This is a genomic window from Pseudogemmobacter sp. TB195 (assembly GCF_058313095.1).
Genome location: NZ_JBZEGG010000011.1, coordinates 44,944 through 68,252, shown reverse-complemented (window position 1 = coordinate 68,252; position 23,309 = coordinate 44,944). Strand labels below are relative to the sequence as shown.

General features: G+C 63.2%; 27 protein-coding genes and 1 tRNA gene. 12 read left to right on the top strand and 16 right to left on the bottom strand.

Annotated features, from left to right (window positions below; translation table 11 throughout):
* Positions 1-66: 66 nt before the first annotated feature.
* From AC4FS3_RS12770 to AC4FS3_RS12745, 6 genes are all read left to right on the top strand, one after another.
* Positions 67-1,161 carry an ABC transporter permease gene (locus AC4FS3_RS12770; RefSeq protein WP_491020886.1) on the top strand — a complete coding sequence of 365 codons (1,095 nt, stop codon included), beginning with the start codon at positions 67-69 and terminating at the stop codon, positions 1,159-1,161.
* The gene (locus tag AC4FS3_RS12765) at positions 1,158-2,087 is read left to right on the top strand and encodes an ABC transporter permease (protein WP_491020885.1); all 930 of its coding nucleotides are present in this window, start codon (positions 1,158-1,160) and stop codon (positions 2,085-2,087) included. The genes AC4FS3_RS12770 and AC4FS3_RS12765 overlap by 4 nt, the downstream gene beginning before the upstream one ends.
* Before the next feature lie 50 nt (positions 2,088-2,137).
* Positions 2,138-3,235, top strand: coding sequence for a BMP family ABC transporter substrate-binding protein (locus AC4FS3_RS12760; protein ID WP_491020884.1), 1,098 nt, complete (start codon positions 2,138-2,140; stop codon positions 3,233-3,235).
* Between the two features lie 167 nt (positions 3,236-3,402).
* The gene (gene aspS, locus AC4FS3_RS12755) at positions 3,403-5,184 is read left to right on the top strand and encodes an aspartate--tRNA ligase (protein ID WP_491020974.1); all 1,782 of its coding nucleotides are present in this window, start codon (positions 3,403-3,405) and stop codon (positions 5,182-5,184) included.
* Positions 5,181-5,636, top strand: coding sequence for a DUF1993 family protein (locus AC4FS3_RS12750; protein ID WP_491020883.1), 456 nt, complete (start codon positions 5,181-5,183; stop codon positions 5,634-5,636). The genes aspS and AC4FS3_RS12750 overlap by 4 nt, the downstream gene beginning before the upstream one ends.
* A gap of 100 nt (positions 5,637-5,736) precedes the next feature.
* Positions 5,737-6,468, top strand: a complete 732-nt coding sequence (locus tag AC4FS3_RS12745) for a GNAT family N-acetyltransferase (RefSeq protein WP_491020882.1) — start codon at positions 5,737-5,739, stop codon at positions 6,466-6,468.
* A 339-nt stretch (positions 6,469-6,807) separates the two neighbouring features.
* Here the strand turns inward: AC4FS3_RS12745 and AC4FS3_RS12740 are convergent, their stop codons facing one another.
* Positions 6,808-7,560, bottom strand: coding sequence for a response regulator (locus tag AC4FS3_RS12740; protein WP_491020881.1), 753 nt, complete (start codon positions 7,558-7,560; stop codon positions 6,808-6,810).
* A gap of 160 nt (positions 7,561-7,720) precedes the next feature.
* Between AC4FS3_RS12740 and mce the strand changes: the two genes are divergently transcribed.
* Entirely contained in the window at positions 7,721-8,125 is a 405-nt protein-coding gene (gene mce / locus AC4FS3_RS12735) for a methylmalonyl-CoA epimerase (protein WP_198837049.1), read from the top strand.
* Positions 8,122-8,418, top strand: coding sequence for a DUF1467 family protein (locus AC4FS3_RS12730; RefSeq protein WP_283178619.1), 297 nt, complete (start codon positions 8,122-8,124; stop codon positions 8,416-8,418). The genes mce and AC4FS3_RS12730 overlap by 4 nt, the downstream gene beginning before the upstream one ends.
* 151 nt (positions 8,419-8,569) lie before the next feature.
* Here AC4FS3_RS12730 and AC4FS3_RS12725 read toward each other — a convergent pair whose 3' ends face one another.
* The 7 genes from AC4FS3_RS12725 to AC4FS3_RS12695 form a co-directional block, all read right to left on the bottom strand.
* A complete protein-coding gene (locus tag AC4FS3_RS12725) occupies positions 8,570-9,154 on the bottom strand; it encodes a nitroreductase family protein (RefSeq protein WP_491020880.1) in 585 nt (194 codons plus the stop codon).
* 120 nt (positions 9,155-9,274) lie between these two features.
* On the bottom strand, positions 9,275-9,844 hold the full coding sequence (locus tag AC4FS3_RS12720; RefSeq protein WP_491020879.1) for a methylated-DNA--[protein]-cysteine S-methyltransferase: 570 nt from the start codon (positions 9,842-9,844) through the stop codon (positions 9,275-9,277).
* Complete coding sequence (locus AC4FS3_RS12715) at positions 9,831-10,604, bottom strand: 2OG-Fe(II) oxygenase (RefSeq protein WP_491020878.1); 774 nt, start codon at positions 10,602-10,604, stop codon at positions 9,831-9,833. Before AC4FS3_RS12715 ends, AC4FS3_RS12720 begins: the two co-directional genes overlap by 14 nt.
* The gene (gene ada / locus AC4FS3_RS12710) at positions 10,601-11,686 is read right to left on the bottom strand and encodes a bifunctional DNA-binding transcriptional regulator/O6-methylguanine-DNA methyltransferase Ada (protein WP_491020877.1); all 1,086 of its coding nucleotides are present in this window, start codon (positions 11,684-11,686) and stop codon (positions 10,601-10,603) included. The genes AC4FS3_RS12715 and ada overlap by 4 nt, the downstream gene beginning before the upstream one ends.
* A 654-nt stretch (positions 11,687-12,340) precedes the next feature.
* A complete protein-coding gene (locus AC4FS3_RS12705; RefSeq protein ID WP_491020876.1) occupies positions 12,341-12,562 on the bottom strand; it encodes a hypothetical protein in 222 nt (73 codons plus the stop codon).
* A gap of 1 nt (position 12,563) precedes the next feature.
* Positions 12,564-12,713 carry a hypothetical protein gene (locus AC4FS3_RS12700; RefSeq protein WP_491020875.1) on the bottom strand — a complete coding sequence of 50 codons (150 nt, stop codon included), beginning with the start codon at positions 12,711-12,713 and terminating at the stop codon, positions 12,564-12,566.
* 436 nt (positions 12,714-13,149) lie between these two features.
* Positions 13,150-13,281 (bottom strand): hypothetical protein, encoded by a 132-nt coding sequence (locus tag AC4FS3_RS12695; protein ID WP_491020874.1) that lies wholly within the window; start codon positions 13,279-13,281, stop codon positions 13,150-13,152.
* 191 nt (positions 13,282-13,472) lie between these two features.
* On the opposite strand from AC4FS3_RS12695, the gene AC4FS3_RS12690 reads away from it, so the two are divergent.
* A complete protein-coding gene (locus AC4FS3_RS12690) occupies positions 13,473-14,102 on the top strand; it encodes an FMN-binding negative transcriptional regulator (protein WP_491020873.1) in 630 nt (209 codons plus the stop codon).
* Between the two features lie 430 nt (positions 14,103-14,532).
* Here AC4FS3_RS12690 and AC4FS3_RS12685 read toward each other — a convergent pair whose 3' ends face one another.
* From AC4FS3_RS12685 to AC4FS3_RS12670, 4 genes are all read right to left on the bottom strand, one after another.
* A complete protein-coding gene (locus AC4FS3_RS12685; protein WP_491020872.1) occupies positions 14,533-14,700 on the bottom strand; it encodes a hypothetical protein in 168 nt (55 codons plus the stop codon).
* A 286-nt stretch (positions 14,701-14,986) separates the two neighbouring features.
* Positions 14,987-15,349 carry a phage portal protein gene (locus AC4FS3_RS12680; protein ID WP_491020973.1) on the bottom strand — a complete coding sequence of 121 codons (363 nt, stop codon included), beginning with the start codon at positions 15,347-15,349 and terminating at the stop codon, positions 14,987-14,989.
* Positions 15,333-15,731 carry a hypothetical protein gene (locus AC4FS3_RS12675; protein WP_491020871.1) on the bottom strand — a complete coding sequence of 133 codons (399 nt, stop codon included), beginning with the start codon at positions 15,729-15,731 and terminating at the stop codon, positions 15,333-15,335. The genes AC4FS3_RS12680 and AC4FS3_RS12675 overlap by 17 nt, the downstream gene beginning before the upstream one ends.
* 53 nt (positions 15,732-15,784) lie before the next feature.
* Positions 15,785-16,003, bottom strand: a complete 219-nt coding sequence (locus AC4FS3_RS12670) for a terminase small subunit (protein ID WP_491020870.1) — start codon at positions 16,001-16,003, stop codon at positions 15,785-15,787.
* 469 nt (positions 16,004-16,472) lie between these two features.
* Here AC4FS3_RS12670 and AC4FS3_RS12665 point away from each other — a divergent pair, with 469 nt between their 5' ends.
* Both AC4FS3_RS12665 and AC4FS3_RS12660 read left to right on the top strand, forming a co-directional pair.
* Entirely contained in the window at positions 16,473-16,646 is a 174-nt protein-coding gene (locus AC4FS3_RS12665; RefSeq protein WP_491020869.1) for a hypothetical protein, read from the top strand.
* Between the two features lie 1,458 nt (positions 16,647-18,104).
* Positions 18,105-18,578, top strand: a complete 474-nt coding sequence (locus AC4FS3_RS12660; protein WP_491020868.1) for a site-specific integrase — start codon at positions 18,105-18,107, stop codon at positions 18,576-18,578.
* A 42-nt stretch (positions 18,579-18,620) separates the two neighbouring features.
* On the opposite strand, the gene AC4FS3_RS12655 is transcribed toward AC4FS3_RS12660, so the two are convergent.
* From AC4FS3_RS12655 to AC4FS3_RS12640, 4 genes are all read right to left on the bottom strand, one after another.
* Positions 18,621-18,697, bottom strand: a tRNA-Arg gene (locus AC4FS3_RS12655).
* 91 nt (positions 18,698-18,788) lie between these two features.
* Positions 18,789-20,816 carry a M3 family metallopeptidase gene (locus AC4FS3_RS12650; protein WP_491020867.1) on the bottom strand — a complete coding sequence of 676 codons (2,028 nt, stop codon included), beginning with the start codon at positions 20,814-20,816 and terminating at the stop codon, positions 18,789-18,791.
* Positions 20,817-20,906: 90 nt separating this feature from the next.
* Positions 20,907-21,707 (bottom strand): amino acid ABC transporter permease, encoded by an 801-nt coding sequence (locus AC4FS3_RS12645; RefSeq protein ID WP_491020866.1) that lies wholly within the window; start codon positions 21,705-21,707, stop codon positions 20,907-20,909.
* A gap of 20 nt (positions 21,708-21,727) precedes the next feature.
* A complete protein-coding gene (locus AC4FS3_RS12640) occupies positions 21,728-22,534 on the bottom strand; it encodes a transporter substrate-binding domain-containing protein (RefSeq protein ID WP_198837008.1) in 807 nt (268 codons plus the stop codon).
* A gap of 179 nt (positions 22,535-22,713) precedes the next feature.
* Between AC4FS3_RS12640 and AC4FS3_RS12635 the strand changes: the two genes are divergently transcribed.
* On the top strand, positions 22,714-23,307 hold the full coding sequence (locus AC4FS3_RS12635; RefSeq protein ID WP_491020865.1) for a 5-formyltetrahydrofolate cyclo-ligase: 594 nt from the start codon (positions 22,714-22,716) through the stop codon (positions 23,305-23,307).
* Positions 23,308-23,309: the final 2 nt, after the last annotated feature.

The following is a 23,309-nucleotide window of genomic DNA, read 5'->3' as shown; positions in this document are numbered from 1 at the left end:
TGCACAGAAATCGTGCCAATTCCTGTGCAGGAATTGGTCGGTGCGGCAGGCGGGCGGGGGCGTCCCATGCTGAGGCTGGAGCGGCGCGCCACTCCGTCGCGGTTCTGGCTGTGGTTCACGCCGGTTCTGGCCGTTTTCCTGACCATGGTAACGGGAGGGCTGCTGTTTGCAGCGCTCGGCTCCAATCCCTTTACCGTCATCCGGACCATATTCTGGGAGCCGCTCGCGGGGGCCAATGCCTCCTATTTCCGCGCCCAGCTCTTCATCAAGGCAGCCCCCCTGATCCTGATCGCCGTCGGCCTTGCCATGGGCTTTCGTGCCGGCATCTGGAATATCGGCGCCGAGGGCCAGTATATCATGGGTGCAATCATCGGCGCCGCGGTCGGCCTCGCCTTCTACCCGACGGAAAACCGGCTGATTTTTCCGGTGATGGTCGTGGCCGGCGCCTTCGGCGGCTGGGCCTGGGCCATGATCCCGGCCATCCTCAAGACGAAATTCAACACCAATGAGATCCTTGTCTCGCTGATGCTGGTCTATGTCGCCCAGGCGATCCTCGCCAAGGCGGCGTTCAGCTTTCTGAGAAACCCCGACGGCATGGGCTTTCCCGGCAGCCGCAATTTCTCGACCTACCCGGCCGCGCGCAATGTCGATCTGATCGAGCGCAGCGGGTTCCACTGGGGGGCGGTGGCAGCGCTTGGCGTGGCGGTGGCGGCCTATGTGCTGCTGACCCGCCACGGCATTGGCTTTCGCATCCGGCTTGCCGGCCAGGCGCCGCGCGCCGCACGGTTCCACGGTGTCAGCCCTGCCCGGCTGGTGATCTTTTGCCTCGGACTTGCCGGCGCGCTGGCGGGTCTTGCGGGGATATTCGAGGCCAGCGGCCCGTCCGGACAGATCACCGATAAATTCGCGACCGGCTACGGGTTCACCGCGATCATCGTGGCCTTCCTGGGCCGGCTGAACCCGCTGGGGATCATCCTGGCCGGGCTTTTGATGGCACTGACCTATGTCGGCGGCAGCCTGGCCGAGTCGCGGCTGAACCTGCCCGCAGCCTCGATCCAGGTCTTTCAGGGCATGCTGCTCTTCTTCCTGCTGGGTGTCGATGTGCTGACGAATTACCGCATCCGCATCGGCCGGAGCCTTCGCAAAGGAGCAGGCGCATGATCATCGGTGGTCTTGATGTGGCAATCCTGCTCGCCTCGCTGATGGTGGGCGCGGTGCCGATCCTGCTCGCGGCCCTTGGCGAGACGGTGGTGGAGCGCTCGGGCGTGCTCAACCTCGGCGTCGAGGGGATGATGATCATCGGCGCGGTTACCGGCTTTATCGCCGCCGTGACCTTGCAAAGCCCGGTGGCGGGCTTTGCCGCCGGAGCGGCCTGCGGCGCCGCCTTCTCGCTGGTTTTCGCGCTTTTGACCCTGGTATTCCAGGCCAATCAGGTCGCCACCGGCCTTGCGCTGACCCTTTTCGGGATCGGGGTCTCGTCGCTGGCGGGCCAGGGCTATAATGGCATCAAGCCGCCGGTCACCACGCCTTTAGACCTCGGGCCCCTGCGCGATGTTCCCTTCCTCGGCCCGATGCTGTTCCGCCATGACTGGGTGGTCTATTTCTCGCTGATGATGGTGCTGGTCACCTGGGTTTTGCTGAACCGCACCCGCGCCGGGCTGATCATCCGCGCGGTGGGCGAGAATCACGAGGCCGCGCATGCGCTTGGCTATAAGGTCAACCGGATCCGGCTTTTGTGCATCCTGTTTGGCGGCGCCATGGCCGGGATGGGCGGTGCCTATGTCAGCCTGGTGAGGGTGCCGCAATGGACCGACAAAATGACCAATGGCGTCGGCTGGATCGCCCTGGCGATTGTGGTCTTCGCCTCCTGGCGGCCCGGGCGCGTGCTCTTTGGCGCCTGGCTTTTCGGCGGGCTGATGGTGTTGGGGCCGAACCTCCAGGCCGCAGGCTATGCCATTCCGGTCGAATATCTGACGATGGCACCTTATGTCATCACCATTATCGTGCTTGTCATCATGTCCTCGGGCCGCGGCCGCAGCTTTGGCGCGCCGGCCTCTCTGGGACAAAATTTTCACGCCTCACGCTGAGGCATCTCTTGCCGGGGCCTGCCGCCCCGGCCCGAACGGGGAGACTACCCATGCAACGCAGAAACCTGCTGGCAACTGCCGCCCTCACCTTTGGCCTCGCGCTGTCAGGCGGCGCCGCCATGGCCCAGGGCCTGGAAAAGGTGAAGGCCTGCTTCATCTATGTCGGCCCGATCGGCGATGGCGGCTGGACCTATCAGCACCATCAGGGCGCCCTGGCCCTGGTCGAGGAATATGGCGACAAGGTCGAGATCGCCTGGCAGGAATCGGTCCCCGAAGGTGCAGATGCAGAACGCGCGATCACCCAGTTTGCGCTGGATGGCTGCAATATCATCTTCACCACCTCTTTCGGCTTCATGGATGCGACCCAGGCCGTCGCCGCCCAGTTCCCCGATATCAAATTTGAACATGCCACCGGCTTCAAACGCGATCAGCCGAATGTCGCGACCTATGACGCACGCTTCTATGAAGGCCGCGCCGTCATGGGCACCATCGCGGGCCATATGACCAAATCGAACAAGATTGGCTATATCGGCTCCTTCCCGATCCCCGAGGTCATCCAGGGCATCAATGCCTCCTTCATCCATGCGAAGAAGGTGAACCCCGATGTCACCATTTCGGTGGTCTGGGCCTATACCTGGTTCGATCCGGCGAAAGAGGCTGATGCCGCCAAGGCCCTGATCGACCAGGGCGTCGATGTGATCCTGCAGCACACCGATTCCACCGCGCCGCTGGCCGAAGCGGCCAAGGTTCCGGGCGTGATCGGCTTTGGTCAGGCCTCGGATATGTCGGCCTACAAGCCCAGCCCCCGCGTCTCGGCCATCATCGACAACTGGGCGCCCTATTACATCAAGCGCGTCGGCGCGCTGATGGATGGCACCTATGAGCAATCGGCGGCCTGGGAAGGCATCGCGGGCGGCGAAGTCGAGATCGGCGAGATCACCGACGCCGTCCCGGGCGAGGTGAAAGCCGCTGCCGAAAAGGTTCGCGACGATATCGCTTCCGGCACCTGGCACCCCTTCACCGGCCCGCTGAACAAGCAGGATGGCTCGGCCTGGCTGGCCGAAGGCGAAGTGGCCGATGACGGCGTGCTCGCGACGATGAACTTCTATGTCGAAGGCATCACCGGCGACATCCCGAACCAAAACTGATCGGGGTTCTCCCCTGAGGCCCGCCGCTCCGGCGGGCCTTTTCATTGGCGTCGCGCCCTGCGCGACTGCCCACCCGATCGGCCGTGACAACGGGGCCGGGCTTGACTTCTTCTCATGAGGCGCGTTTTACCGGGGCCTGGAAAAACACCTCGGAAAGGGGACTGATGATGCACGCCTATCGCAGCCATACCTGTGCGGGCCTCGCACGCGCCAATGTCGGCGAAAATGTGCGTCTCTCGGGCTGGGTACACCGTGTGCGCGATCATGGCGGCGTGTTGTTCATCGACCTGCGCGACCATTACGGCATCACCCAGGTGCTGGCCGACAGCGACAGCCCGGCTTTTGCCGAGCTGAACAAGGTGCGCTCGGAATGGGTGATCCGCATTGATGGCCGTGTGAAAGCGCGTGACGAAAGCCTCGTGAACGCAAAGATCCCGACCGGCGAGATCGAGGTCTATGCGACCGGCGTCGAGGTGCTCGGCCCGGTTGACGGCGACCTGCCGCTGCCGGTCTTTGGCGAGACCGAATACCCCGAGGAAACCCGTCTCACCTACCGCTTCCTCGACCTGCGTCGCGAGACGATGCATAAGAACATGATCCTGCGCTCCAACGTCGTGCGCTGGCTGCGCAACGCGATGTGGGACCAGGGTTTCAACGAATTCCAGACCCCGATCATCACGGCCTCCAGCCCCGAAGGCGCGCGCGACTTCCTCGTGCCCTCGCGCCTGCATCCCGGCAAGTTCTACGCTCTGCCCCAGGCACCGCAGCAGTTCAAACAGCTGATCCAGGTTGCCGGCTTTGACCGCTATTTCCAGATCGCGCCCTGCTTCCGTGATGAAGACCCGCGCGCCGACCGCTCGCCGACCGATTTCTACCAGCTCGATATCGAGATGTCTTTCGTCACCCAGGAAGACGTCTTCGCCACCGTGCAGCCGGTCCTCCAAGGGTTGTTCGAAGAATTCGGGGGTGGCCGCAAGGTCTATGCCGACTGGCCGCTGATCTCGTATCGCGACAGCCTGAAGTGGTATGGGTCGGACAAGCCGGATCTGCGCAACCCGATCAAAATGGTCGATGTGTCCGAGCATTTCCGGGGATCAGACTTTGCGATCTTCGCGAACCTGCTGGAGAATGAGGGCACCGAGATCCGCGCCATCCCCGCACCAACCGGCGGCTCGCGCAAATTCGCCGACCGCATGAACGCGTTTGCGCAGAAAGAGGGCCTGCCGGGCATGGGCTATATCTTCTGGCGCAAAGCCGAAGATGGCTCGACCGAACCCGCCGGCCCCATCGCCAAAGCCATCGGGGCAGAGCGGACCGAAGCCATCCGCACCGCGCTGGGTCTGGATGTCGGCGACGCCGTTTTCTTCCTCGGCGGCAAGCCCGATGTGTTCGAATCCGTCGCTGGCCGCGCCCGCAACGAGATCGGCCGCGAGCTGAAGCTGACCGAAGAAAACAGCTTCCGCTTTGCCTGGATTGTCGATTTCCCGATGTATGAGAAGACCGAGGAGGGCAAGATCGACTTCTCGCACAACCCCTTCTCGATGCCGCAAGGCGGGCTTGAGGCGCTGTCGGGCGACCCGCTGAATGTCTATGCCTATCAGTATGATCTGGCCTGCAACGGCTATGAGATCATCTCGGGCGGCATCCGCAACCATAAGCCGGAAATCATGTATAAGGCGTTTGAACTCGCCGGTTACCCGAATTCCGAGGTCGACAAGCGGTTCGGCGGTATGGTCAAGGCGTTCAAATATGGCGCGCCGCCCCATGGTGGCTGTGCGGCGGGGATCGACCGGCTGGTCATGCTGCTGGCAGATACCACCAATATCCGCGAGGTCATCATGTTCCCGATGAACCAGCGCGCGGAAGACCTGCTGATGAACGCGCCTTCGGACCCGACCAATGATCAGCTGCGCGAGCTCCGGCTCAGGGTGATCCCGAAGGACGCATGATGTATCAGGCCACGGTCCCCGTTTTTCGCCATTCCCTTTCGCGCATTGCGGATATGGTGGCGATTGCGGGACCCGAGGCGCTGGATCAACCTTTCCAGGACATGACGGCCCGCCAGCGATTTTCCATCGCGGCGGGCCTTTCCATTGAGATCAGCTTTCCGCTGGCGGGGCGTGATCTGCCGGATTTGCCAGAGGCACTCGGGCCGCGTCTTGCGGTGGCGCGGGCCTTGCTGGGCGGCATGAAGCCAACCGAATTTGACCCCGACCCGTCTCGCAGGATCCGGCGGCAGATCAACGGGATCTTGCTGGATCTTTCAGCCGGTGACTTCCTGCATCTCTTTGGCATGCCGTCGTTTTTCTTTCAGATCGCGCTTGGCTATGCCGGGCTCCGCGCGGCCGGTGTTGCGCTGAGCGAGGCGGATTTCAACGGGTTCGGCCCCCCGCCATCCTAAGGCCAGTCATGAGCTGGAAATCAGTCCAGATCTCATGGGCGCTTGCCCGCAGCAAGGACGCTGCCTAGCGTCGCTCTGGTCAGTCAATGGAGGGCGAGCAATGCAGAATGATCAGACCAGGACAGGACCGGTCTGGGGCGAAGCCCTGCCCGATTGGACGCCGCCGCCATCGCCCGCGGGTATCGCGCTTGAAGGGCGCAGCGTGCGGCTTGAGCCGCTTTCGGCCTGGCACCATGCGGCCGAACTTCATGACAGTTTCGCCGGGCATGACCGGCTCTGGGACTATATGGGCTATGGGCCTTTCGCCACGGCTGCGGATTATCACCGCTGGACCGAAGCCTCTGAGGGCGACAGGGATCCGTATTTCCTTGTTCTGCGCGATCTGGAGACCGGACGCGCCGGTGGTGTCGCCTCTTTCCTGCGGATCGCCCCCGACAGCGGGTCAGTCGAGGTGGGCCATATCTGCATTTCGCCCGCTTTGCAGCGCAAGGTGGCTGTGACCGAAGCGATGCATCTGATGATGGGCTCGGCCTTTGCCGCCGGGTATCGTCGCTATGAGTGGAAATGCAACGCGCTGAACCTGCCCTCGCGCAGCGCGGCGCAGCGGCTGGGCTTTGGCTTTGAGGGCGTTTTCCGCCAGCATATGATCGTGAAGGGTCACAGCCGCGATACGGCCTGGTTCTCGGTGATCGACAAGGAATGGCCGGCGCTGGAGGCAGCGCATAAGGCCTGGCTTGATCCGTCGAATTTCGACATCGAAGGCCGGCAGAAGACCCGCCTCTCGGATCTGACACGCCCTTTGCTGGCGGTCCGGGATCCCGGGCTTTTGTGAACCGGGACGGGGCTGAACGCGAAAGCTCCGGTCGGGAAGGTCTGCCCCTGTACAGGTCTGCACCAGGCGGCGCGCCTGTTCCACCCGGCTCTTGCCGGAGCGCCGTTAAGCTGGGGAACCGGTAAAAGATCCGTGTCTACTTAGACCGGTTTCGGCCATTCTTTCTGGCCCTGCCTGGCGGTGACTGTGTCACGGCGGGGCCCAGACTGGCTCCGCTACAAACATGTCTGCGGGCGCGCGATAGACCACCCGGGGTGCCGCCCAAACCGAAAGGCCGTTCTGTGCCGCAGCACTCATCCGCCAGCTCTCGCGGACAACGGCGCCTCATGCCAGGCACCCTCAGACCAGTTTCTGTCCTACACTGCCGGAGCCAGGTCCGGGCGGGAGAAAGGCCGGCATCTGGCGGATCTTTTCGCTCAGGATCACCCGGATCGGGTTGGGATCGCCGTTGCGGCTGACCGCTTCAGCTGCGGATTTCAGCGCCTCATCGCCGCATTGCAGCGCAAGGCCTGACAGAAAACCGCGCAGCCAGTCGCGGGTGGCCTGCGCCGTGGGGGCAATCTGCAGCCTGGCCTCGGCAAGCCGCAGATCGTCACGCAGCGCCAGTGGATCGGGTTCCACCGCGCCATTGCCGCCGCCACTGCCAGGCGCGCCGCGCAGATGCCGGTCGCACAGATGCGCCAGCACCGCCGCCTGAAACCCGGCAAGATCGGGCAGCGGCTTGCCGAGATAGCCCGCAGCCCCCGCCCGCATCGCCCGCGTCATCCCGTCGCTGTCGGCGCTGGTTCCCAGCACCACCGGACCGCCTGTCCGGCTCAGGCCGCTGATCAGATCTTCACCCCGCCCATCGGGCAGCCCCAGATCGACAATCACCAGATCTGGCCGGTAGATCCCCAGATGCGAGGCTGCAACCGCCAGGCTTTCCGCCCGCCTGAGCCGCGCGCCCGAGCGCTGGCACATCAGCCGCAACGCCTCGCTGGCGAAGCGGCTGTCTTCCACCGCGAGCACCGTCAGCCCCCGCAGCGGCAGCGACAGGGCGGCAGGCAGCAGACCGGGCAATACCACCGGACTGGCGGGGAGGCGGCTGGCCATGGGGCTGATCCTTTCGCGGCAGCGGTCGGGGATGATTCTCAGCCTCCAGCCTCGCAGAACTCTGGTGAAGCTTGCGTTAACAGAGGCCTCTCTCCCCCTTGCCCAGCCCCGCCCCCGCGCGCATAAGTCCAGGAGACCCTACATGCAGCAGGAGAAGCCGATGATCGGACGTCTGAACCATGTCGCCATTGCCGTGCCCGATCTTGAAGCCGCCGCGCGCCAGTATCGCGATACGCTCGGCGCAAAAGTCGGCGCGCCCCAGGATGAGCCCGATCATGGCGTGACGGTGATCTTCATCGAATTGCCGAATACCAAGATCGAACTGCTGTATCCGCTGGGCGAAAACTCCCCGATCAATGGCTTTCTGGAAAAGAACCCTTCGGGCGGCATTCACCATATCTGCTATGAGGTCGAGGATATCATCGCGGCCCGTGACCGGCTGAAGGCGCAGGGTGCGCGGGTGCTGGGCAGCGGCGAGCCGAAGATCGGCGCGCATGGCAAGCCCGTCCTTTTCCTGCATCCCAAGGATTTCAACGGCTGCCTGGTGGAGCTTGAACAGGTATGAACCTCACCTCTGGCATCGTCCTCTTCGCGGTCACCTGGTTTTTGACCTTTTACATCGTGCTGATGCTGCGCACCCGCACCCAGGCCGAGGCGGGCGAGATAGTGCCGGGCACCCCCGCCGGGGCGCCGGCCGAGGAAAATATCGGCCGCTCGGCCCTGATTGCCACGGGCTTTGCGCTGGTGATCTGGGGGGCGATGGCGGCGGTGATCCTCTGGGGAGGCATCACCATCGAAGACCTTGATTTCCGGGGCATTCTGGAGCCGAAAGACAGCGTGGAAACGCCGGCATCCTGACAGGCCCACACCGCGCGCAAGCGGTGGAAAGCAGACGTGATCAAGGCCCGGCCCATGACGGGCGCGGCCTGGATCGGCGCAGACAGGACAAAAAACAGCGCGGCCAGAAAATCAGCACGGCCAGCAGCGTCTGAGGGGGATCAGGCCGGGATCATTTCGGCCCAAGCCCCCATTGCACGACCCGCGCGGGATCCGGGCGCGGACGGTCCGGAAACGCATGGGCGGCCGTGCCGATATGGATGATGCCGGCCACGGTCTCGGCGCCTTCGCAGCCAAAGGCCCGCGCCCGGAACACCGCATCATGTGCCGGCCAGCCGCTGAGCCAGTTCGCCCCCCAGCCCGAGGCCGTCGCCACCGACAAAAGCGACATGCACAGCGCGCCCGCAGACAGAACCTGCTCTTCCAAAGGGATCTTGTCCGAGGCTTTCGGCGCGGAAATCACCACCACCGCCAGATGGCCACGATCATACTGGCCACGCCCCTTTTCAACCTTTTCCGCATCCGCCCCCAGCTCTTTCGCCCGTGCCTCGGCGAGGTCGGCGAGGCGGGTGAAATCGGATCTCTCCAGCACGATCAGGCGCCAGGGCTCCAGCTTGCCATGATCGGGCACCCGCAGCGCCAGCTGCAGCATCGCGGTCAGCTCGTCCCGCGACGGCACCGGCGGGCGAAACATTTTGGCCGGCTGCGACAGACGGGTGGCCAGGAAATCCAGCGCGGCAGTGTTTTTGTCGGTCATCATGCTCTCCTTTGCGGTGCAGCCCCCTGTCGCGGCCTGCCGGAAAGCGCGGACGGTCAGGGGAATCTGACCGGCGGACCTTGCCGTCATTTGCCGATGAGGTGAAGCCTTGCTGTGACATCACCCTGGCGCGGCAAAGCGCGCCTCATGATCCAGGAGCCAGCGTTTGCGCTCCAGCCCGCCAGCATAGCCCGTCAATGCGCCATCCGCACCGACAAGCCGGTGGCAGGGCAGGATCAGGTTGAACGGGTTCTTGCCATTCGCATGCCCCACCGCCCGCGCCGCGCCCGGCCTGCCGATCCGGAGCGCCTGTTCGCCATAGGTCACCGGCCTGCCGGGCGGGATGCGGCGCAAGGCCGCCCAGGCGAGGTTCTGGAACGGGCTGCCCGTCAGCCGGACCGCGATCCCGTCTGTCGCCGCCAGATCGCCCGCGAAATAGGCCTCCACCGCCGCAGCCAGCCTGGGCGGGATCGCGCCGGGCCGCAGATCGACCGGCCCGATGCGGCGCGAGAGCAGCCGGTGCAGCCGGTCCTCATGGTCCGCATATTCCGACGCCATCAGCCCGCCCGTCGCATCTGTGACCATGATCAGTGCACCGAGCGGAGTGGCGACGCTGCCGATGGTCAGCGCAGCGGCATGCACACTGGTCAGATCACTTGCCGGATCACTGGTCAGATCACCGGGCGTCATGGAAGATGATCCCAAGCGTATGCCTTTGCCCCGAGCGGATGCGGCTGACGCCATGGCGCAGGTTGACGCGGTAGCTGCCTCTCGCACCCTCGACCGGCCGGTTATGCACCGTAAAGGCGACAGCATCCCCCTGCGCCAGTGGCACCACCTCGGCCCGGCTCTGCATCCGGGGGCGTTGCTCGGTCAGCACAAACTCGCCGCCGGTGAAATCGCGCCCCGGCTCGGACAGAAGGAAGGCCACCTGGATAGGGAAGGCCAGATCGCCATAGAGATCCTGATGCAGGCAATTGAAATCGCCCGGCCCATATTGCAGGAGGAGCGGCGTCGGCCGTGTCTGGCCGGCCGCATGGCAGTCGCGCAGGAAATCCTCATGGCGATCCGGATAGACCCGCCCTGCCCCCAGACGCGCGCTCCAGCCATTCGCAAGCCCGGCGAGATGCGGATAAAGCGCGCTCCGCAGCCCCGCGATCAGATCCGGCAGCGGATAGCGGTAATACTTGTATTCGCCCCGGCCAAAGCCATGCCGCGCCATGTGGATATGGCTGCGAAACGGCGCCTCTGCACTATAGTCCCCAGCGAGATCCGCGCATTCCCCGGGTGAAAGAAGCCCTGGCAGAACCGCGCAGCCAAAACTGTCCATCCCGGCGGCAAAGGCGGCCCAGTCATATTGGCGCAGCCTGTCCACAGCGCCGGATGGGAAATCTGGCACGGCATCGGGCGCGACATCCGGCGACGTACTGACCTCAGGCAGACCGCTCACAATCCACCCTCCTTTTCCAGAAGCGCACGTTTGCGGGCGATGCCCCAACGGTAGCCCGACAGCGCGCCATCATTGCGGATCACGCGATGACAGGGGATGGCGAGCGCGATCCGGTTGGCGCCGCAGGCCTGGGCGACCGCGCGCACCGCTTTTGGCGCACCGATGCGGCGCGCGATATCGGCGTAAGAGGCGGTCTCTCCTGGCGGGATCTGCCGCAAGGCCTGCCAGACCCGTTCCTGAAACGCGGTGCCCCGAATATCGAGCGGCAGATCAAACCCGGTCTGCGGCGCCTCAACCAGGCCCGCAACCCGGGCCACCAGCGCCTCGAAATCCGGGTCATCACCGATCAGCCTGGCGCGGGGAAAGCTGTCCTGCAGATCCCGGACCAGCGCCTCGGGGTCATCGCCCAGGGTGATGGCGCAGATGCCCCGGTCACTTTGCGCAACCAGGATCGCGCCAAGGCTGCTCGCCCCGACCGCAAACCGGATCTCGGCATCCCTGCCGCCATTGCGAAAAGCGGTCGGGGTCATGCCAAGCGCCGCGTCCGAGCCTTCGTAAAACCGGCTGCCGGAGCCAAAGCCCGCGCCATAGATCGCGCCGGTCACGCTGCTGCCCTTGTCTGCCAGCCCGGCCCGGACCTTCCGCCGGCGATGCGCGCTGGCCCATTGTGCCGGGGTCAGCCCGGTTACTGCCCTGAACTGACGGTGGAACCACCAGGGGCTCATGCCGATCTTTGCCGCCAGATCCTGCAGCCTCGGCGCCTCGTCAGCGGCCTCGATCAGCCGGCAGGCGGCGGCGACCAGCGCGGCATTTGCCTCGGCCACCGAGGGACCGCGCGGCGCACAGCGCTGACAGGGGCGATAGCCCGCCGCTTCCGCCTCATCCGGAAGGTCGAAGAAGCGCACATTTTGCGGCTTCGCCCTGCGCGAGGGGCAGGAGGGGCGGCAATAGACGCCCGTGGTCTTTACCGCAAAGACAAAGCGGCCATCCGCCGCCGCCTCACGCGCCACCACGCTCTGCCAGCGCGGATCCTGTTCGGTCGCAGTAGTGGTTGCGACAGCTGAGTTACGGGTCGCCATCATGATGCCCCTCATGGTCCTGTTCATTACAGGATCAGATTAACCCCGTCATCCGGCATCCCCACTCCGATCCTTGCGGTCAAATTCGCAAGGTCTGACCCGGTCGCGAAATGCGAAGGATGCGGGCCTCAGAGCATAGCACAGGATCCGAACCGGAATGTACCTGCGGATCTGTGTCGCAACCTGTGTTGCAGTCTTCACCCTTGCCCGCTGCGCCGGGCCGGGCTGGCCTGTGAAGAACGGGGGGCTGACTTGCCGGAGGAGGTCGAGCGGCTGGCGCGGATCGCGGGATCCCGGCCAAGGGCCGCTTGTGGAGGGCTGAGGTATGGTCAGGGTTTCGGGCGGATCTGTCCCCGACCTCAGGTAGCTGGCAGAAGGAAAGCCGTACACCGTGTATCGGATTTGGACGAGTGCGTCGCGAATACGGGCCTTTCGTTCGCGTTATTTCGTGAATGGGCGGATATCACCACTTTGACACCAAAAAACAAGATGCCGATATCTGAGCATAAAATAGTGACCCCGACAGATTAGAAACAATGACTATATTTCAATCACATAAGCCGTAAACAGCAGCCCTGATCACTCTGCGGATTTCAAAGGGTTACGAATGGCTTTGTAAACACTCCGCCCCCCTGCTCGCCGCCCATTGTGGCTATCTCAGCCAATCTCGCCGGCTGAAATCCCGACACACCTAATCACCGGCCAATACCAGGGCCCCTGCCGCGCGCCAGCGATCCTGGCCAGGCTCGCGATCCGCGCGCTGGTAGTTCTGGCGCCAGGTAAGCGGACATAGCCCCCGCCATATGGCGCCTTGCCGGTCTGGTCGTCCTCGCCGTATTTCCTGTCCTTACCGCGCCCATTTTCACGGATCGGCTGCATGCTATGCGCCGTTTCGTGACAGGCCGTGGAGAGGATTTAGGCGCGGAAAGGTCTTGGTGGCGGCGAGGATGGCGCTCAGGCCATCCAACTGCGCAAGTTGCAGGCTGCCGCCAGACAGCGGTCGGCTCGTGGCAAAGAATGCCTCGGTCATGACGATCTCCATGGGTATGAAAAAGCCCGGCGCGACGGCCGGGCGGGGCATAGGTAAAAACACCTACGCAATGTCGCCGTCTATCCTCGCGGCGGCGTTGCGGCTATCAAAGCCACATAGTGAGTAACCGATTGTAATCTTGTTGTTTAATCAGTTGGCGGCATTACCCGCACATCGCGTAAACAGTTGTGTCATTGAGATTTTACGAGTTATGCGGAATTAACCGCTGAAGCCCGTCGGTGCGAAAGCCCGTCGGGCTTTCGTATTTTTGCCGTGCGGACGCGCCCGCCATGCTGATGAGGCGACACAGTTTCCGGATCAAAATTTCCGATTTTCGCCATATTCTTTAGTAAATCCGTAATTTCTACCGTTCGCTGTCTAAGCCCTACCAGCGATCACGGCTCACCCCCGCCCACCCCAGAGCGGGGGTGAGATATCACGGCCTCGGCTGCAGCTTCTCCAATTGCGCCTCGATCCGGCTGATCCCGCTCCGGATGTTGTGCAGGTCGGGTTGCTGACCGGCCAGCGCCTGCTCTGCCGCCTGGATCACGAAATAGCGGCTGGACATCCGTCCCATATCCGCCACCCGGTTCATTCGTCGCGAACTTGTCCTCGTAGCCGCGATGCCGGCAGCAGCCCAATATCTGGTTCTGAGGTGGCGCTCCACCGGCAGCATTTTTTCACAGATAACTGGATGTATGACTATGGGCCCGGTCCCGTCATGTCTGGATCATAACCTGATGCGACAAAGGGCCAGACATGTACATCCCGCCACATTTTGCAGAAGTGAATGCGTCTGCCATCACGGCAATTCTCGATGAAGCCCCGCTTGCCTGTATCGTTGCGCAAACCGGAGACCGGCTGATCGCCAATCACTTGCCCTTGCTGAGGTCGCCAAATGGCGAACTGATCGGGCATGTCGCGCTGGCCAACGAAATGCACGAGCTGATCGCCCCCGAACAGGAGGTTCTCGCAATTTTCCGCCGGGACGATGCCTATGTTTCTCCCAATTTCTATCCGACAAAGCATGAGCACCACCGCCATGTTCCAACCTGGAACTATGAGGTTGTGCACGTCTATGGAACGATGGTCTTCCAGCATGACGATCAGGCAAAGCGCGCCGCTGTTGGCCTTCTGACCCGCACGCACGAGCGTCGTCTGAACGGCGAAAATGCGTGGCGTATGGCAGATGCTCCGGCCGACTATATCGAGCAGATGCTGAGAGGAATTGTTGCCTTCAGAATGAGCACCACGAGAGTTCTGGCGAAAGCCAAGCTCAGCCAGAACAGAGAGCCGCGAGACTACGCTGGTGCGATTGAGGGTCTTAAGGCTTCAGGACATGTCGCGATGGCTGAGCGTATGGCGCGCCGTTTGTCCGAATCCAAGTGACTGTCAGCAATGGGCACTTCCCATCGCCGCTTCCGGCTGGCCCACCTTTCCACCATAGCCCCGGCGCCGCGGGGGCCGAGATATGACAGGACCGCGATCAGACCGACCGTGACCAGCGAGAGCCCCATGCAGACGCCGGGGGCGTTGCCTGCGATGGCCATGCCAACAGCGGTCGGGATTTCCCAGATCAGGTCATAGGACAGGATCGGGCGGGGAAAGATCAGTCGAAGGTGCCTCCTGCGCTACGGGATTTCACCAATGTTCGGCAAGGATCGAAAGGCTCATACTGAGCGTGTCGGCAGTCGGCTTGTTGTTCTGCCAGACAGCCCCGGCCCCCCTGACAGGCCGGGGCGCTGCGACAAGGCGGGAGAGGCACCCCCTATGCCCTCCCGCCGCTTATCTTTTCAGCGTGGCGATTGCCTCCTGCGCGTCAGAGATTTGCGTCGGTCAATCCCAGCACCGCCAGCGCTGCCTGTGGGTCATCACCAATCACAGCCGCGGTTCGTGCCAGTGCGGCAAATGGCTCCGGGATGTGTTCCGGATCTTCCGGCGGCTGCCAGACCGCGATCAGCGCCTGCGCGCGGTCGGCGGCCGCCATGTCGGCGCCCCAGGCGGGCGCGATCAGCTGCGAGACCGCATGCGTCAGACAAACGCGGGCGACGAGGCCCGAGACCACGCGGCAGTGGTTGACCTTATCACGTCGCGCCCCTGATCTACCTCGCCAAAGATACTGGCATAGCCTTCGAACTCACCGGCTTCGGCCAGGGAATTGACGTCCTAGACTGCCGCAGCCCTATGCAGGCTGCTGTCACTCTAGGCCTGCATCATCTGCATCGCCAATATCCTCCTTGGGCGGCACCAGCTGGCCCGCGTCGAGATCCTCATCAGCATCTGTCAGGACATAGCCGCCAGAGCGAATAAACTGGTCCAGGGGCAGACTTGCGGCGGATCTCGCGGCGCGGCGCCATCGCCGGAATGACATTCCCATCAACCCCGAGGCGCAGCCCCTCACCGAAGCGCGGACATAGCGACGCGTTCAGGCCATCCACCAGTTGCCCGATCAACGGCAGCACGGTGCGCTCGTAACGCTCCGGATTGGCCTCGGCCCGATTTGAACAGGTGGATTTCCCATGGATCAGCAGCATCGCGGGCACGCCGATTGCAGCGAAAACAGCGCGGGCAGCGCCATTCTTGCCCTCCTGGCAATCCATGTCCTTCGGGGTTGCGCCCTTATCCTCCCAGGACACATCGCCTGACAATAAGAAGGGCGTCCTGCCCGAGGATCTTCTCGACCCTCCCCTTGTTGTCCAGGCCGGCAATCCAGTTCTGTGACCCGTTTGGCAACGCGACGCAGAAGTCGGTCTTATCGAACCACTCGGCAAGCGCCGGAAAGCACCGCTTCAGAACCCTGGCGATGGCATCTGACCAAACCGAAGTCCTGGCGTGGTTGAAGCGAAACCGGAATATCGCATGACGCGATCCCGGCGCATTGATGACGCGCTGGATGAGGGGGCGGCCCAGAACGAACGTTTTGCCAGAGCGCGATCCCCCCCGCAGCATGATGTTTCGCGGCTTGCTGCCAAGCAGACGGCTGGCCTTTCGCTGCTTCGGCATCAGCTGCGCGATCACAGTTCAGCGTCTTCCTGATTGATTGTAACGCTGACCGGGCTGTAGTTCCCGGCCTAATCCGCAAGTCCAGGCTCGCAAGCGACGATGATTGGATTCAGCAGATCGGCGGCGGCGGCTTCGAACTTCTGGGTGCGGATGATCTGCTCAACATGGGTGATGACGTCGGATAAGTCTTCTCGCCTGGACCGCCACTCAGTCCATGCTTGCAGGGTGATGTCGGGGAACACACAGAGGCCGGTCGTCGTCATGGTGCGCATCTTCGGCAGGCTCATCACCGTGGCCTTTTAACCGGCGGTTACCACCTTGCTTTCCAGAAGCGGGTTGCGCTCGATCCACTCGAAATATTCCAGGCAGGGATCCCAGAGGACAGAAGCGTACTCAAGCTTCGGGTTGGCTCCATGTGAGGATCGCGCCTCTCCGCTAAGGTGGGTTGGCAGAGTGCTCGATTGTGCCCGACTGCTAATCGGGCAGGCGACTTGTCGTCTCAGGGGTTCAAAGCCCCTACCCAATGCTGGCTCGCTCAGAGAAATCGTTGCACGGGCCGATTTATCCCCCTCTCCCCGATCACCACCATTCGCGCACATGACGGGACCGGCCCGGAGCGGCTTGAGGCTTTCGCATGTCGGCCATTACCGCTGCGGGGGGTGGCCCCGGGTGAAGTGGGGCCGTGAAAATGTGATCAGCGCAAGCGGAACCCCTGGCGGAGCGCGGCAGTTGACCCTCCAGCGATAGGAGGAAGCTATGACCAAACCTGATCTGGATAAGTCCGCAGAGAACACGAAGTTTGATGTGCAGGACGAGGCGCAGAAGCAGAAGATGGGCAATGCTGCGCAACCGCACAATCCGAACAAAGCAAACCGCACAAACGAACCGAACGCTGGCGGCGCAAATCGCGAGAGCGGGCACCGAGGCTAAAATGCGATGCGCCCGGCAGGAGATTATTCCTCCGGGCGCATCATCATAGTGATTATGCCAGTTTGACTATTTTATAATCCTCGCTTCAAGGCTTTCGGATCAATTCCATACGAAGCCTGGCGCAAGACACTGGGCATGGCCCCTGCATCCCGCGTCTTCTGATCCTTCAGCACCCACGCGGAAGGCCTGACTGGCAGCGTCAGCCCCTGCCCGGCCTGCAAGTGCCTGCGCCCATGGCATCGCCCGCACTGCGTCGTCCTGCCGTTGCTCATCGGCGCGCTCGTCAATGGCCGGCGTCTCGGCATCGGCCACCATCGCCTCAGATGGAACCAGCAGGCGCCACAGCTGTGCGTGTCGGTTTGGCGCCCCGATCACCGCATCGAAGGCGACTGCGGCGCGTGACCCAGATCGCGTCCCAACAGGCCTTCCGCTCATCCAGACACGCCGTAGGGAGCGCCATTGCCCCGCCGGCCTCGCGCCGGACCACGGGTAGCTCATGTCGCGCCACTTGCTCCGGGCCACGCTCCACCGGCCGCAACTCGCCCCCCGGCGGCAGTATACCAGCCTTAGCCTTCTTGCGAGCCGACTTGCCCGGCCCCTTGTAGTCGCTCCTGCTCATGCTTCACTCATTCCGTTTTTGAGTGCGGCATAGGCAATGATGCCTAGAAACCGATCCGCGACAGCTGCGTTTCCGCGATGTGCGAGTGACGGGGGTGGTTAACGAGTTTACCCGGTGCGATGGTCAATACCCCCATGACCAAAGCTCCAGTGTTGTTGGTTAACGAGTGCCAGACGCGCCGCTGCTTCATCGTCAGCAGGCGCGTTTGTGCGATCCATTCCCCCCTTTGTCCTGACGGGTGACGCGGAACGCCCTGATCGCCGTAAAAGCCAGCGCAGAAAGTCTCCGCACAAAGTCTCCCATGACACTCACCCTCCCTGTGAGGCGTGGCGCGGGAGAAGACATCCCCGATGCGCCTGTCCTCGAAGTTGAGCCAAAGAACTTCGGTGCGTTTCGTCTTGACGCACACAAGGCCAAAGAAGCGGAGCGTTAAGCCCGCGATCTGATTATGCAGCAGACCGCGCCCGCTCAGGGTGTGACGGTCTCGCAGATATGGGGCGTATCAGGCAGAAATGGGCGCGCGGCCCCAAGCGTCACAGCTGGTCCAGGTCGGCCTGAATGTGCTGCCCGTCTTTGGCCACCTGTCGCCATTCAACTCACGCCAGAAAATAGCCAGTCTATATTGCAAAGAGGCCGGCGGCGGGACGCAAAGACGCGACGATCCGCACAGAGCTTTCTTGCCTCAGGACCGCGCTGAAGAGGGCTTAGAAGTCCAGTCTCATCGAAGGCGCGCCCCGTATCGATCTGCCGCAGACCCCGCCGCCGCGCGAGCGATACTCACGCGCGAAGAGGTGACCGCTTTTCTGGCAAACGCAATAGATCCCTAACTTCGCCTTGCCATGCGACTCATGCTGACAACGGCGGGGCGCAGTGGTGCGATCCTTGAGCTGACCTGGGATCGGTTTGACATGGTGCGCCGGACTATCAGGCTGGCAAGCAATGAGATCGGCCCCCGCAAAGGCCGCGCAACCGTGCCGATCAACGACACATTGATCGCCGCGCTCCAGACCGCGAAGACGGCCGCAATGTCAGACTTCGTCGTTGAGTGCGGCGGGCGTCAGGTCGGCTCGATCAAGGCGGGCTTTAATACAGCGGTCAAGCGCGCTGGCATCGATCACTGCACCCCGCATGACTTTCGCAGGACGGCTGGCAGAGTCATGGCCGAAGCCGGCTTCACAATTGATGAGATCGCCCAGTACCTGGGGCACACAAACCCCAATGTGACGCCAAGCACATATGCCCGATTCTCTCCCGAGCATCTGCGCAAGGCGGCAGGGTCGCCTGAAATCGGCGGCGTGAGATTGGTTCAATAGACCTGAGGCAAACCCCAAAAACCTCATAAGTCACTGATTTTATGGTGATCCCGACAGGACTTGAACCTGTAACCTGCCCCTTAGGAGGGGGCTGCTCTATCCAGTTGAGCCACGGGACCGACCGCGCCTTCAATGCACAAAATCCCACGTCATGGCAACCTCCGGGGCTGACCAGGACGCGGGTTTCTGCGGCGATGTGCCTTTGAGGGGTCAGACCGGCTCGAGAAGCCCCCTGCCCTTCAGGAGCGCCTCCACCCCCGGCATGGCGCCGCGGAACTTCAGATAGAGCTGTTCCGGGTCTTCCGAGCCGCCGGCTGAGAGGATGAAGCGTTCAAGCTTTGCCGCCATTTCCGGGTCAAAGGCATTGCCGGTCTCTTCAAAGGCAGCAAAGGCATCGGCATCCATCACTTCCGACCACATATAGCTGTAATAGCCGGAGGAATACCCATCGCCGGAAAACACATGCGCGAATTGCGGCGTGGCATGGCGCATCGGAATCGCATGCGGCAAGCCGATCGCGGCCAGAACTTCGGCCTGTTTCTGCATCGGATCCTGGGGCGCGGGGCCGGAATGGAACTCCAGATCGACCAGAGCCGAGGCGAGGAATTCGACCGTGGCAAAGCCCTGATCAAAGGTCGAGGCGCCCAGAAGCCGGTCGCGCAGAGCCTCAGGCATCGCTTCGCCGGTCTGGTAATGGCGGGCATATTCCTCCAGCACCTCCGGCACTTCCAGCCAGTGCTCATAAAGCTGGCTCGGCAGTTCGACGAAATCACGCGCCACGCTGGTCCCCGAGATGAAACCATAAGTCACATCCGACAGCATCTGATGCAGAGCATGGCCGAATTCATGGAACAGGGTCCGCGCATCGTCATAAGACAAGAGGCACGGATCCCCCTTTGCAAAGCTGCAGACATTGACCACGATGGGGCGCTGATCACCGCCCAGCCTGCGCTGCGAGCGGATCGCGGAACACCAGGCCCCCGACCGTTTCGAGCCCCGCGCGAAATAATCGCCGAGGAAAACCGCGATATGGCGGCCGTCGCGGGTGACGTCCCAGCCGCGCACATCCGGGTGGTAGAACGGCCCCGCGATCTCGCGGAATTCCAGACCGAAAAGCCGGGTGGCACAGCCGAACATCGCCGCCAGCATCGCGTCAAGCGAGAGATAGGGCTTGATCACCGCCTCATCGAGATCATGGTCCGCAAGCCGCCGCTTCTCGGAATAATAGCGCCAGTCCCAAGGTTCCAGCGGCCCCTGAATGCCATCGGCATGCAGCATCGCCTCCAGCACCTGGCCATCGGCCAGCGCCTTTTTGCGCGCCGGCGCCCAGACCCGCATCAACAGATCCCGGACCGCCCCGGGCGTCTTCGCCATTTCCGGCTCCAGCTTGAAATGCGCGAAATCCGCATAGCCGAGCAGCTTTGCCCGTTCTTCGCGCAGGGAGAGCGTCTCCGCCGCGATGCCGCGATTGTCGGTCACCCCGCCATTGGCGCCGCGCTGCCCCCAGGCCTCCCATGCCTTTTGCCGCAAGCCGCGCCGGGGCGAGAATTGCAGAAACGGCACGATCAGCGAACGGGACAGCGTCACCACCGGACCAAGCCCGCGCTCCGCCCCTGCCGCGCGCGCGGCCTCGATCACAAAGCCCGGCAGGCCTTCCAGATCATCCTCGGCCAGCTCCATAAACCAGCTGCGCTCATCGGCCAGAAGATTTTGGCTGAAGCTGGTGCCAAGGCTCGCCAGCCGCGACTTCACGGCGGTCAGACGTGCCGCCGCCGCGCCGTCGAGCCCCGCGCCCGATCTTACAAACATCTGGCGATAAAGCTCCAGCACCCGCAGCTGCTCTGCGGTCAGCCCCAGATCCGCGCGCGCCTGCCAAAGCGCTTCGATCTTCGCAAACAGCCCCTTGTTATTGGTCACTTCCGAGGAAAACGCGCTCAGCTTCGGCGCCAGATCGCGCTGCAAGGCCTCGCGCGCCGCGTTGGACTCCGCGCCGGCGAGATTATAAAACACCCCCGCCACCTGATCGAGCTCGCGCTCCGCCAGTTCCAGTGCCTCGATCACCCCGGCAAAATCCTGCGCCTCGCCGGCACTGATCGCGCCAATACGTTCCCGCGCCGCCGCCAGTGCCGCATCGAAAGCCGGCGCGAAATCCTCATCCCGGATCCGCGCAAAAGGCGGCAACCCGAAAGGCGTGTCCCAGTTCTCCAAAAGCACATTCATCGCGCAAACCTCAGCCATTTCATCTGTCTCTAAATATCCCGGGGGAAGCGCCCCGCAAGGGGCGACGGGGGCAGAGCCCCCAAACTGAGCCACGGGGGCAGAGCCCCCTCACCCACGCCGCACAGCCAGCCGCCGCTCCAGCCATCGAAGCCCGAGCGACAGGCCCAGCGTCATCACCAGATACAGCATCGCCGCCACATTATAGGTCTCCATATAGCGGAAACTGGCCGAGGAGGCGACCTTGGCCAACTGCGCGATATCGGTCACGCCCAGTACCGCCACCAGCGAGCTGTCTTTGACCATCGCTATGAAATCATTGCCCAAAGGCGGCAGGATCAGCCGGAAGGCCTGGGGGAAGACCACCAGGCGAAAACGCTGCCAGCGGCTCAGGCCAAGTGCGTCGGCGGCCTCGGTCTGACCCTGATTGACCGCGCCGATGCCGGCTCGGAATATCTCGGCCAGAAAAGCGCCATAGGCCAGCACCAGCGCCAGAACCGCGCGCCACAAAAGCGGGAAATCGCGGGTGGTCAGGGGATCGGCGCCGATCAGGCCACCAACGCGGTTCACACCAAGGATCAGCAAAGGCGCCAGCGCGAAGGCCACATATAAAAGCAGCACCATCATCGGAATGCCGCGCATCAGTTCGACATAGAACCTTGCGATCTGCCTGAGCCAGATCCGCCGCGACAGCGCCATCATCGCCAGCACGAGGCCCAGAAGACAGGCACCCGCAAAAGCGGTCAGCGAGACCAGAACGGTGATCCGAATGCCTTCGGACAGCATCACCAGCGCGGCGCGGTAATGCTCATCCGAGAGAATTTCCGCGAAAAGCCACAACAAAAGCCCGCCAAGTGCCAGCAGCCACCAGGGAAAATCCGGCCCGGATTCCTGCGTGCGACGCCCTCTCACCGGGCCTGGTCCGGCCGCTCTCAGCCGCCATCCCTGGTGTCAAAGAACCATTTGCGGTTCAGCGCCTCAAGGCTTCCATCCGCCTCCATCGCGCTGATCGCCGCATCGAAGGGCTGAACCAGATCCGAGCCTTTCGGAAAGATGAACCCAAACTCCTCTGCCCCCAGCGGCGCACCGATGATCTTCAGCGCCCCGCCCGAGGTCTCGACATAGCCATGCGCGGCAGTGCTGTCCGAGAGAACCAGATCAACATCGCCGGCCCGCAGCGCCTGAAGGCCCGCGCCGAAGGTCTCGAATTTTACGATACGCGGGTTCTTCTCATCGCCATCCAGCACGTCATAGACCCCCACATAGAAGGGCGTCGTGCCGGGCTGCGCGGCCATGAGAAAATCGCTGTCCGCCGCAAATGACGCCGCATCGGTAAAGCGGCTTTCATCGCCCCGGACCACCATCAGCATCTGCGACAGCATATAGGGCTGCGAGAAATCAACCGCCTCCAGCCGTTCTTCCTTGATGGTGATGCCATTCATCGCGACATCATACTGGCCCGCCGAAATCGCCGGGATCATCGCATCCCAGCTCGTATTCTCATATTTCACCGTCAGATTAAGCCGTCTGGCGATCTCGGTGACCGCATCATATTCCCAGCCGACAGGCTTGCCCTCGGGCCCGATATATTGCAGCGGCGGATAGGTGTTTTCGGTCGCAACCACGATCTCGCGGCCGGCAAGATCCGGCAGCGTCTCGGCCATGGCCATCGGCGCCAGCGCCATCCCGGTCAGAAAAAACGCAGCGGTTGCCATTCTGAAGGTCTGGGAGGGGGTCATTGCTCATCTCCTGCGGCTGGTACGCGGGACTATGACGACGGGGCTGCGTGCTGACAAGCCCGGGCCGGCGGCGAAAAATGGCGCAAAGGCGTGTAAACACCGCGCAAATGGCACGCAGATCCGATCAGGATCCGGCATGGTGGACCTGGCACCAGGTTACCTGGCTGTGGGGGAATGCGATGACCGAGATCCGGCCCGAAGATGACCTGCCCGCCTGGCGGCGGTATAAGCGCGCAGAGCGGCTTGCGGCCCGCGACCTGATGTCTGCGGCCCGGCGTCAGGAAGTGGCAGCGGCGCTGGCGCTGCATCTCGACCGGCTGCTGGAGGAACGCGGCCTGCTCAGGCCTGGGCTGATCCTCTCGGGCTATTGGCCGATCAGGGCCGAGCCGGATCTGCGGCCCTGGATGCTGGCGCTTGAGGCCCATGGGCTGCACCTCGCGCTGCCGGTGGTCGAGACCCGCGCCGCGCCACTGGTCTTCCGGCGCTGGACGAAAGGCGCCGCGATGGAACGCGGGCACTGGAACATCCTTGTGCCCTCTGCGCCCGGACATGTCCGGCCCGATATCAGCCTCGCGCCACTGGTCGGCTGGGACCGGAAGGGTTACCGGCTCGGCTATGGCGGTGGCTATTTCGACCGCACGCTCGCGGCGCTGGACCCGCGCCCTTTCACGATCGGGGTGGGGTTTCACAGCGCGGAACTGACGAGCATCCACCCGCAGCCGCATGATATCGGCCTTGATGCCATCGTCACCGAAAAGGGCCTTCAGGTCTGAGC

Coding starts and splice junctions, on each gene's coding strand:
- AC4FS3_RS12750 (WP_491020883.1), top strand. CDS start 5,181: ATGATGTATCAGGCCACGGTCCCCGTTTTTCGCCATTCCCTTTCGCGC.
- AC4FS3_RS12745 (WP_491020882.1), top strand. CDS start 5,737: ATGCAGAATGATCAGACCAGGACAGGACCGGTCTGGGGCGAAGCCCTG.
- mce (WP_198837049.1), top strand. CDS start 7,721: ATGATCGGACGTCTGAACCATGTCGCCATTGCCGTGCCCGATCTTGAA.
- AC4FS3_RS12720 (WP_491020879.1), bottom strand. CDS start 9,844: ATGACGCCCGGTGATCTGACCAGTGATCCGGCAAGTGATCTGACCAGT.
- AC4FS3_RS12660 (WP_491020868.1), top strand. CDS start 18,105: ATGCGACTCATGCTGACAACGGCGGGGCGCAGTGGTGCGATCCTTGAG.
- AC4FS3_RS12685 (WP_491020872.1), bottom strand. CDS start 14,700: ATGGCGGCCGCCGACCGCGCGCAGGCGCTGATCGCGGTCTGGCAGCCG.
- AC4FS3_RS12695 (WP_491020874.1), bottom strand. CDS start 13,281: ATGTCCAGCCGCTATTTCGTGATCCAGGCGGCAGAGCAGGCGCTGGCC.
- AC4FS3_RS12690 (WP_491020873.1), top strand. CDS start 13,473: ATGTACATCCCGCCACATTTTGCAGAAGTGAATGCGTCTGCCATCACG.
- AC4FS3_RS12760 (WP_491020884.1), top strand. CDS start 2,138: ATGCAACGCAGAAACCTGCTGGCAACTGCCGCCCTCACCTTTGGCCTC.
- AC4FS3_RS12705 (WP_491020876.1), bottom strand. CDS start 12,562: ATGCAGCCGATCCGTGAAAATGGGCGCGGTAAGGACAGGAAATACGGC.
- AC4FS3_RS12650 (WP_491020867.1), bottom strand. CDS start 20,816: ATGGCTGAGGTTTGCGCGATGAATGTGCTTTTGGAGAACTGGGACACG.
- AC4FS3_RS12700 (WP_491020875.1), bottom strand. CDS start 12,713: ATGACCGAGGCATTCTTTGCCACGAGCCGACCGCTGTCTGGCGGCAGC.
- AC4FS3_RS12665 (WP_491020869.1), top strand. CDS start 16,473: ATGACCAAACCTGATCTGGATAAGTCCGCAGAGAACACGAAGTTTGAT.
- AC4FS3_RS12730 (WP_283178619.1), top strand. CDS start 8,122: ATGAACCTCACCTCTGGCATCGTCCTCTTCGCGGTCACCTGGTTTTTG.
- AC4FS3_RS12740 (WP_491020881.1), bottom strand. CDS start 7,560: ATGGCCAGCCGCCTCCCCGCCAGTCCGGTGGTATTGCCCGGTCTGCTG.
- AC4FS3_RS12640 (WP_198837008.1), bottom strand. CDS start 22,534: ATGACCCCCTCCCAGACCTTCAGAATGGCAACCGCTGCGTTTTTTCTG.
- AC4FS3_RS12725 (WP_491020880.1), bottom strand. CDS start 9,154: ATGACCGACAAAAACACTGCCGCGCTGGATTTCCTGGCCACCCGTCTG.
- AC4FS3_RS12765 (WP_491020885.1), top strand. CDS start 1,158: ATGATCATCGGTGGTCTTGATGTGGCAATCCTGCTCGCCTCGCTGATG.
- AC4FS3_RS12635 (WP_491020865.1), top strand. CDS start 22,714: ATGACCGAGATCCGGCCCGAAGATGACCTGCCCGCCTGGCGGCGGTAT.
- AC4FS3_RS12670 (WP_491020870.1), bottom strand. CDS start 16,003: ATGAGCCTGCCGAAGATGCGCACCATGACGACGACCGGCCTCTGTGTG.
- ada (WP_491020877.1), bottom strand. CDS start 11,686: ATGATGGCGACCCGTAACTCAGCTGTCGCAACCACTACTGCGACCGAA.
- aspS (WP_491020974.1), top strand. CDS start 3,403: ATGCACGCCTATCGCAGCCATACCTGTGCGGGCCTCGCACGCGCCAAT.
- AC4FS3_RS12770 (WP_491020886.1), top strand. CDS start 67: ATGCTGAGGCTGGAGCGGCGCGCCACTCCGTCGCGGTTCTGGCTGTGG.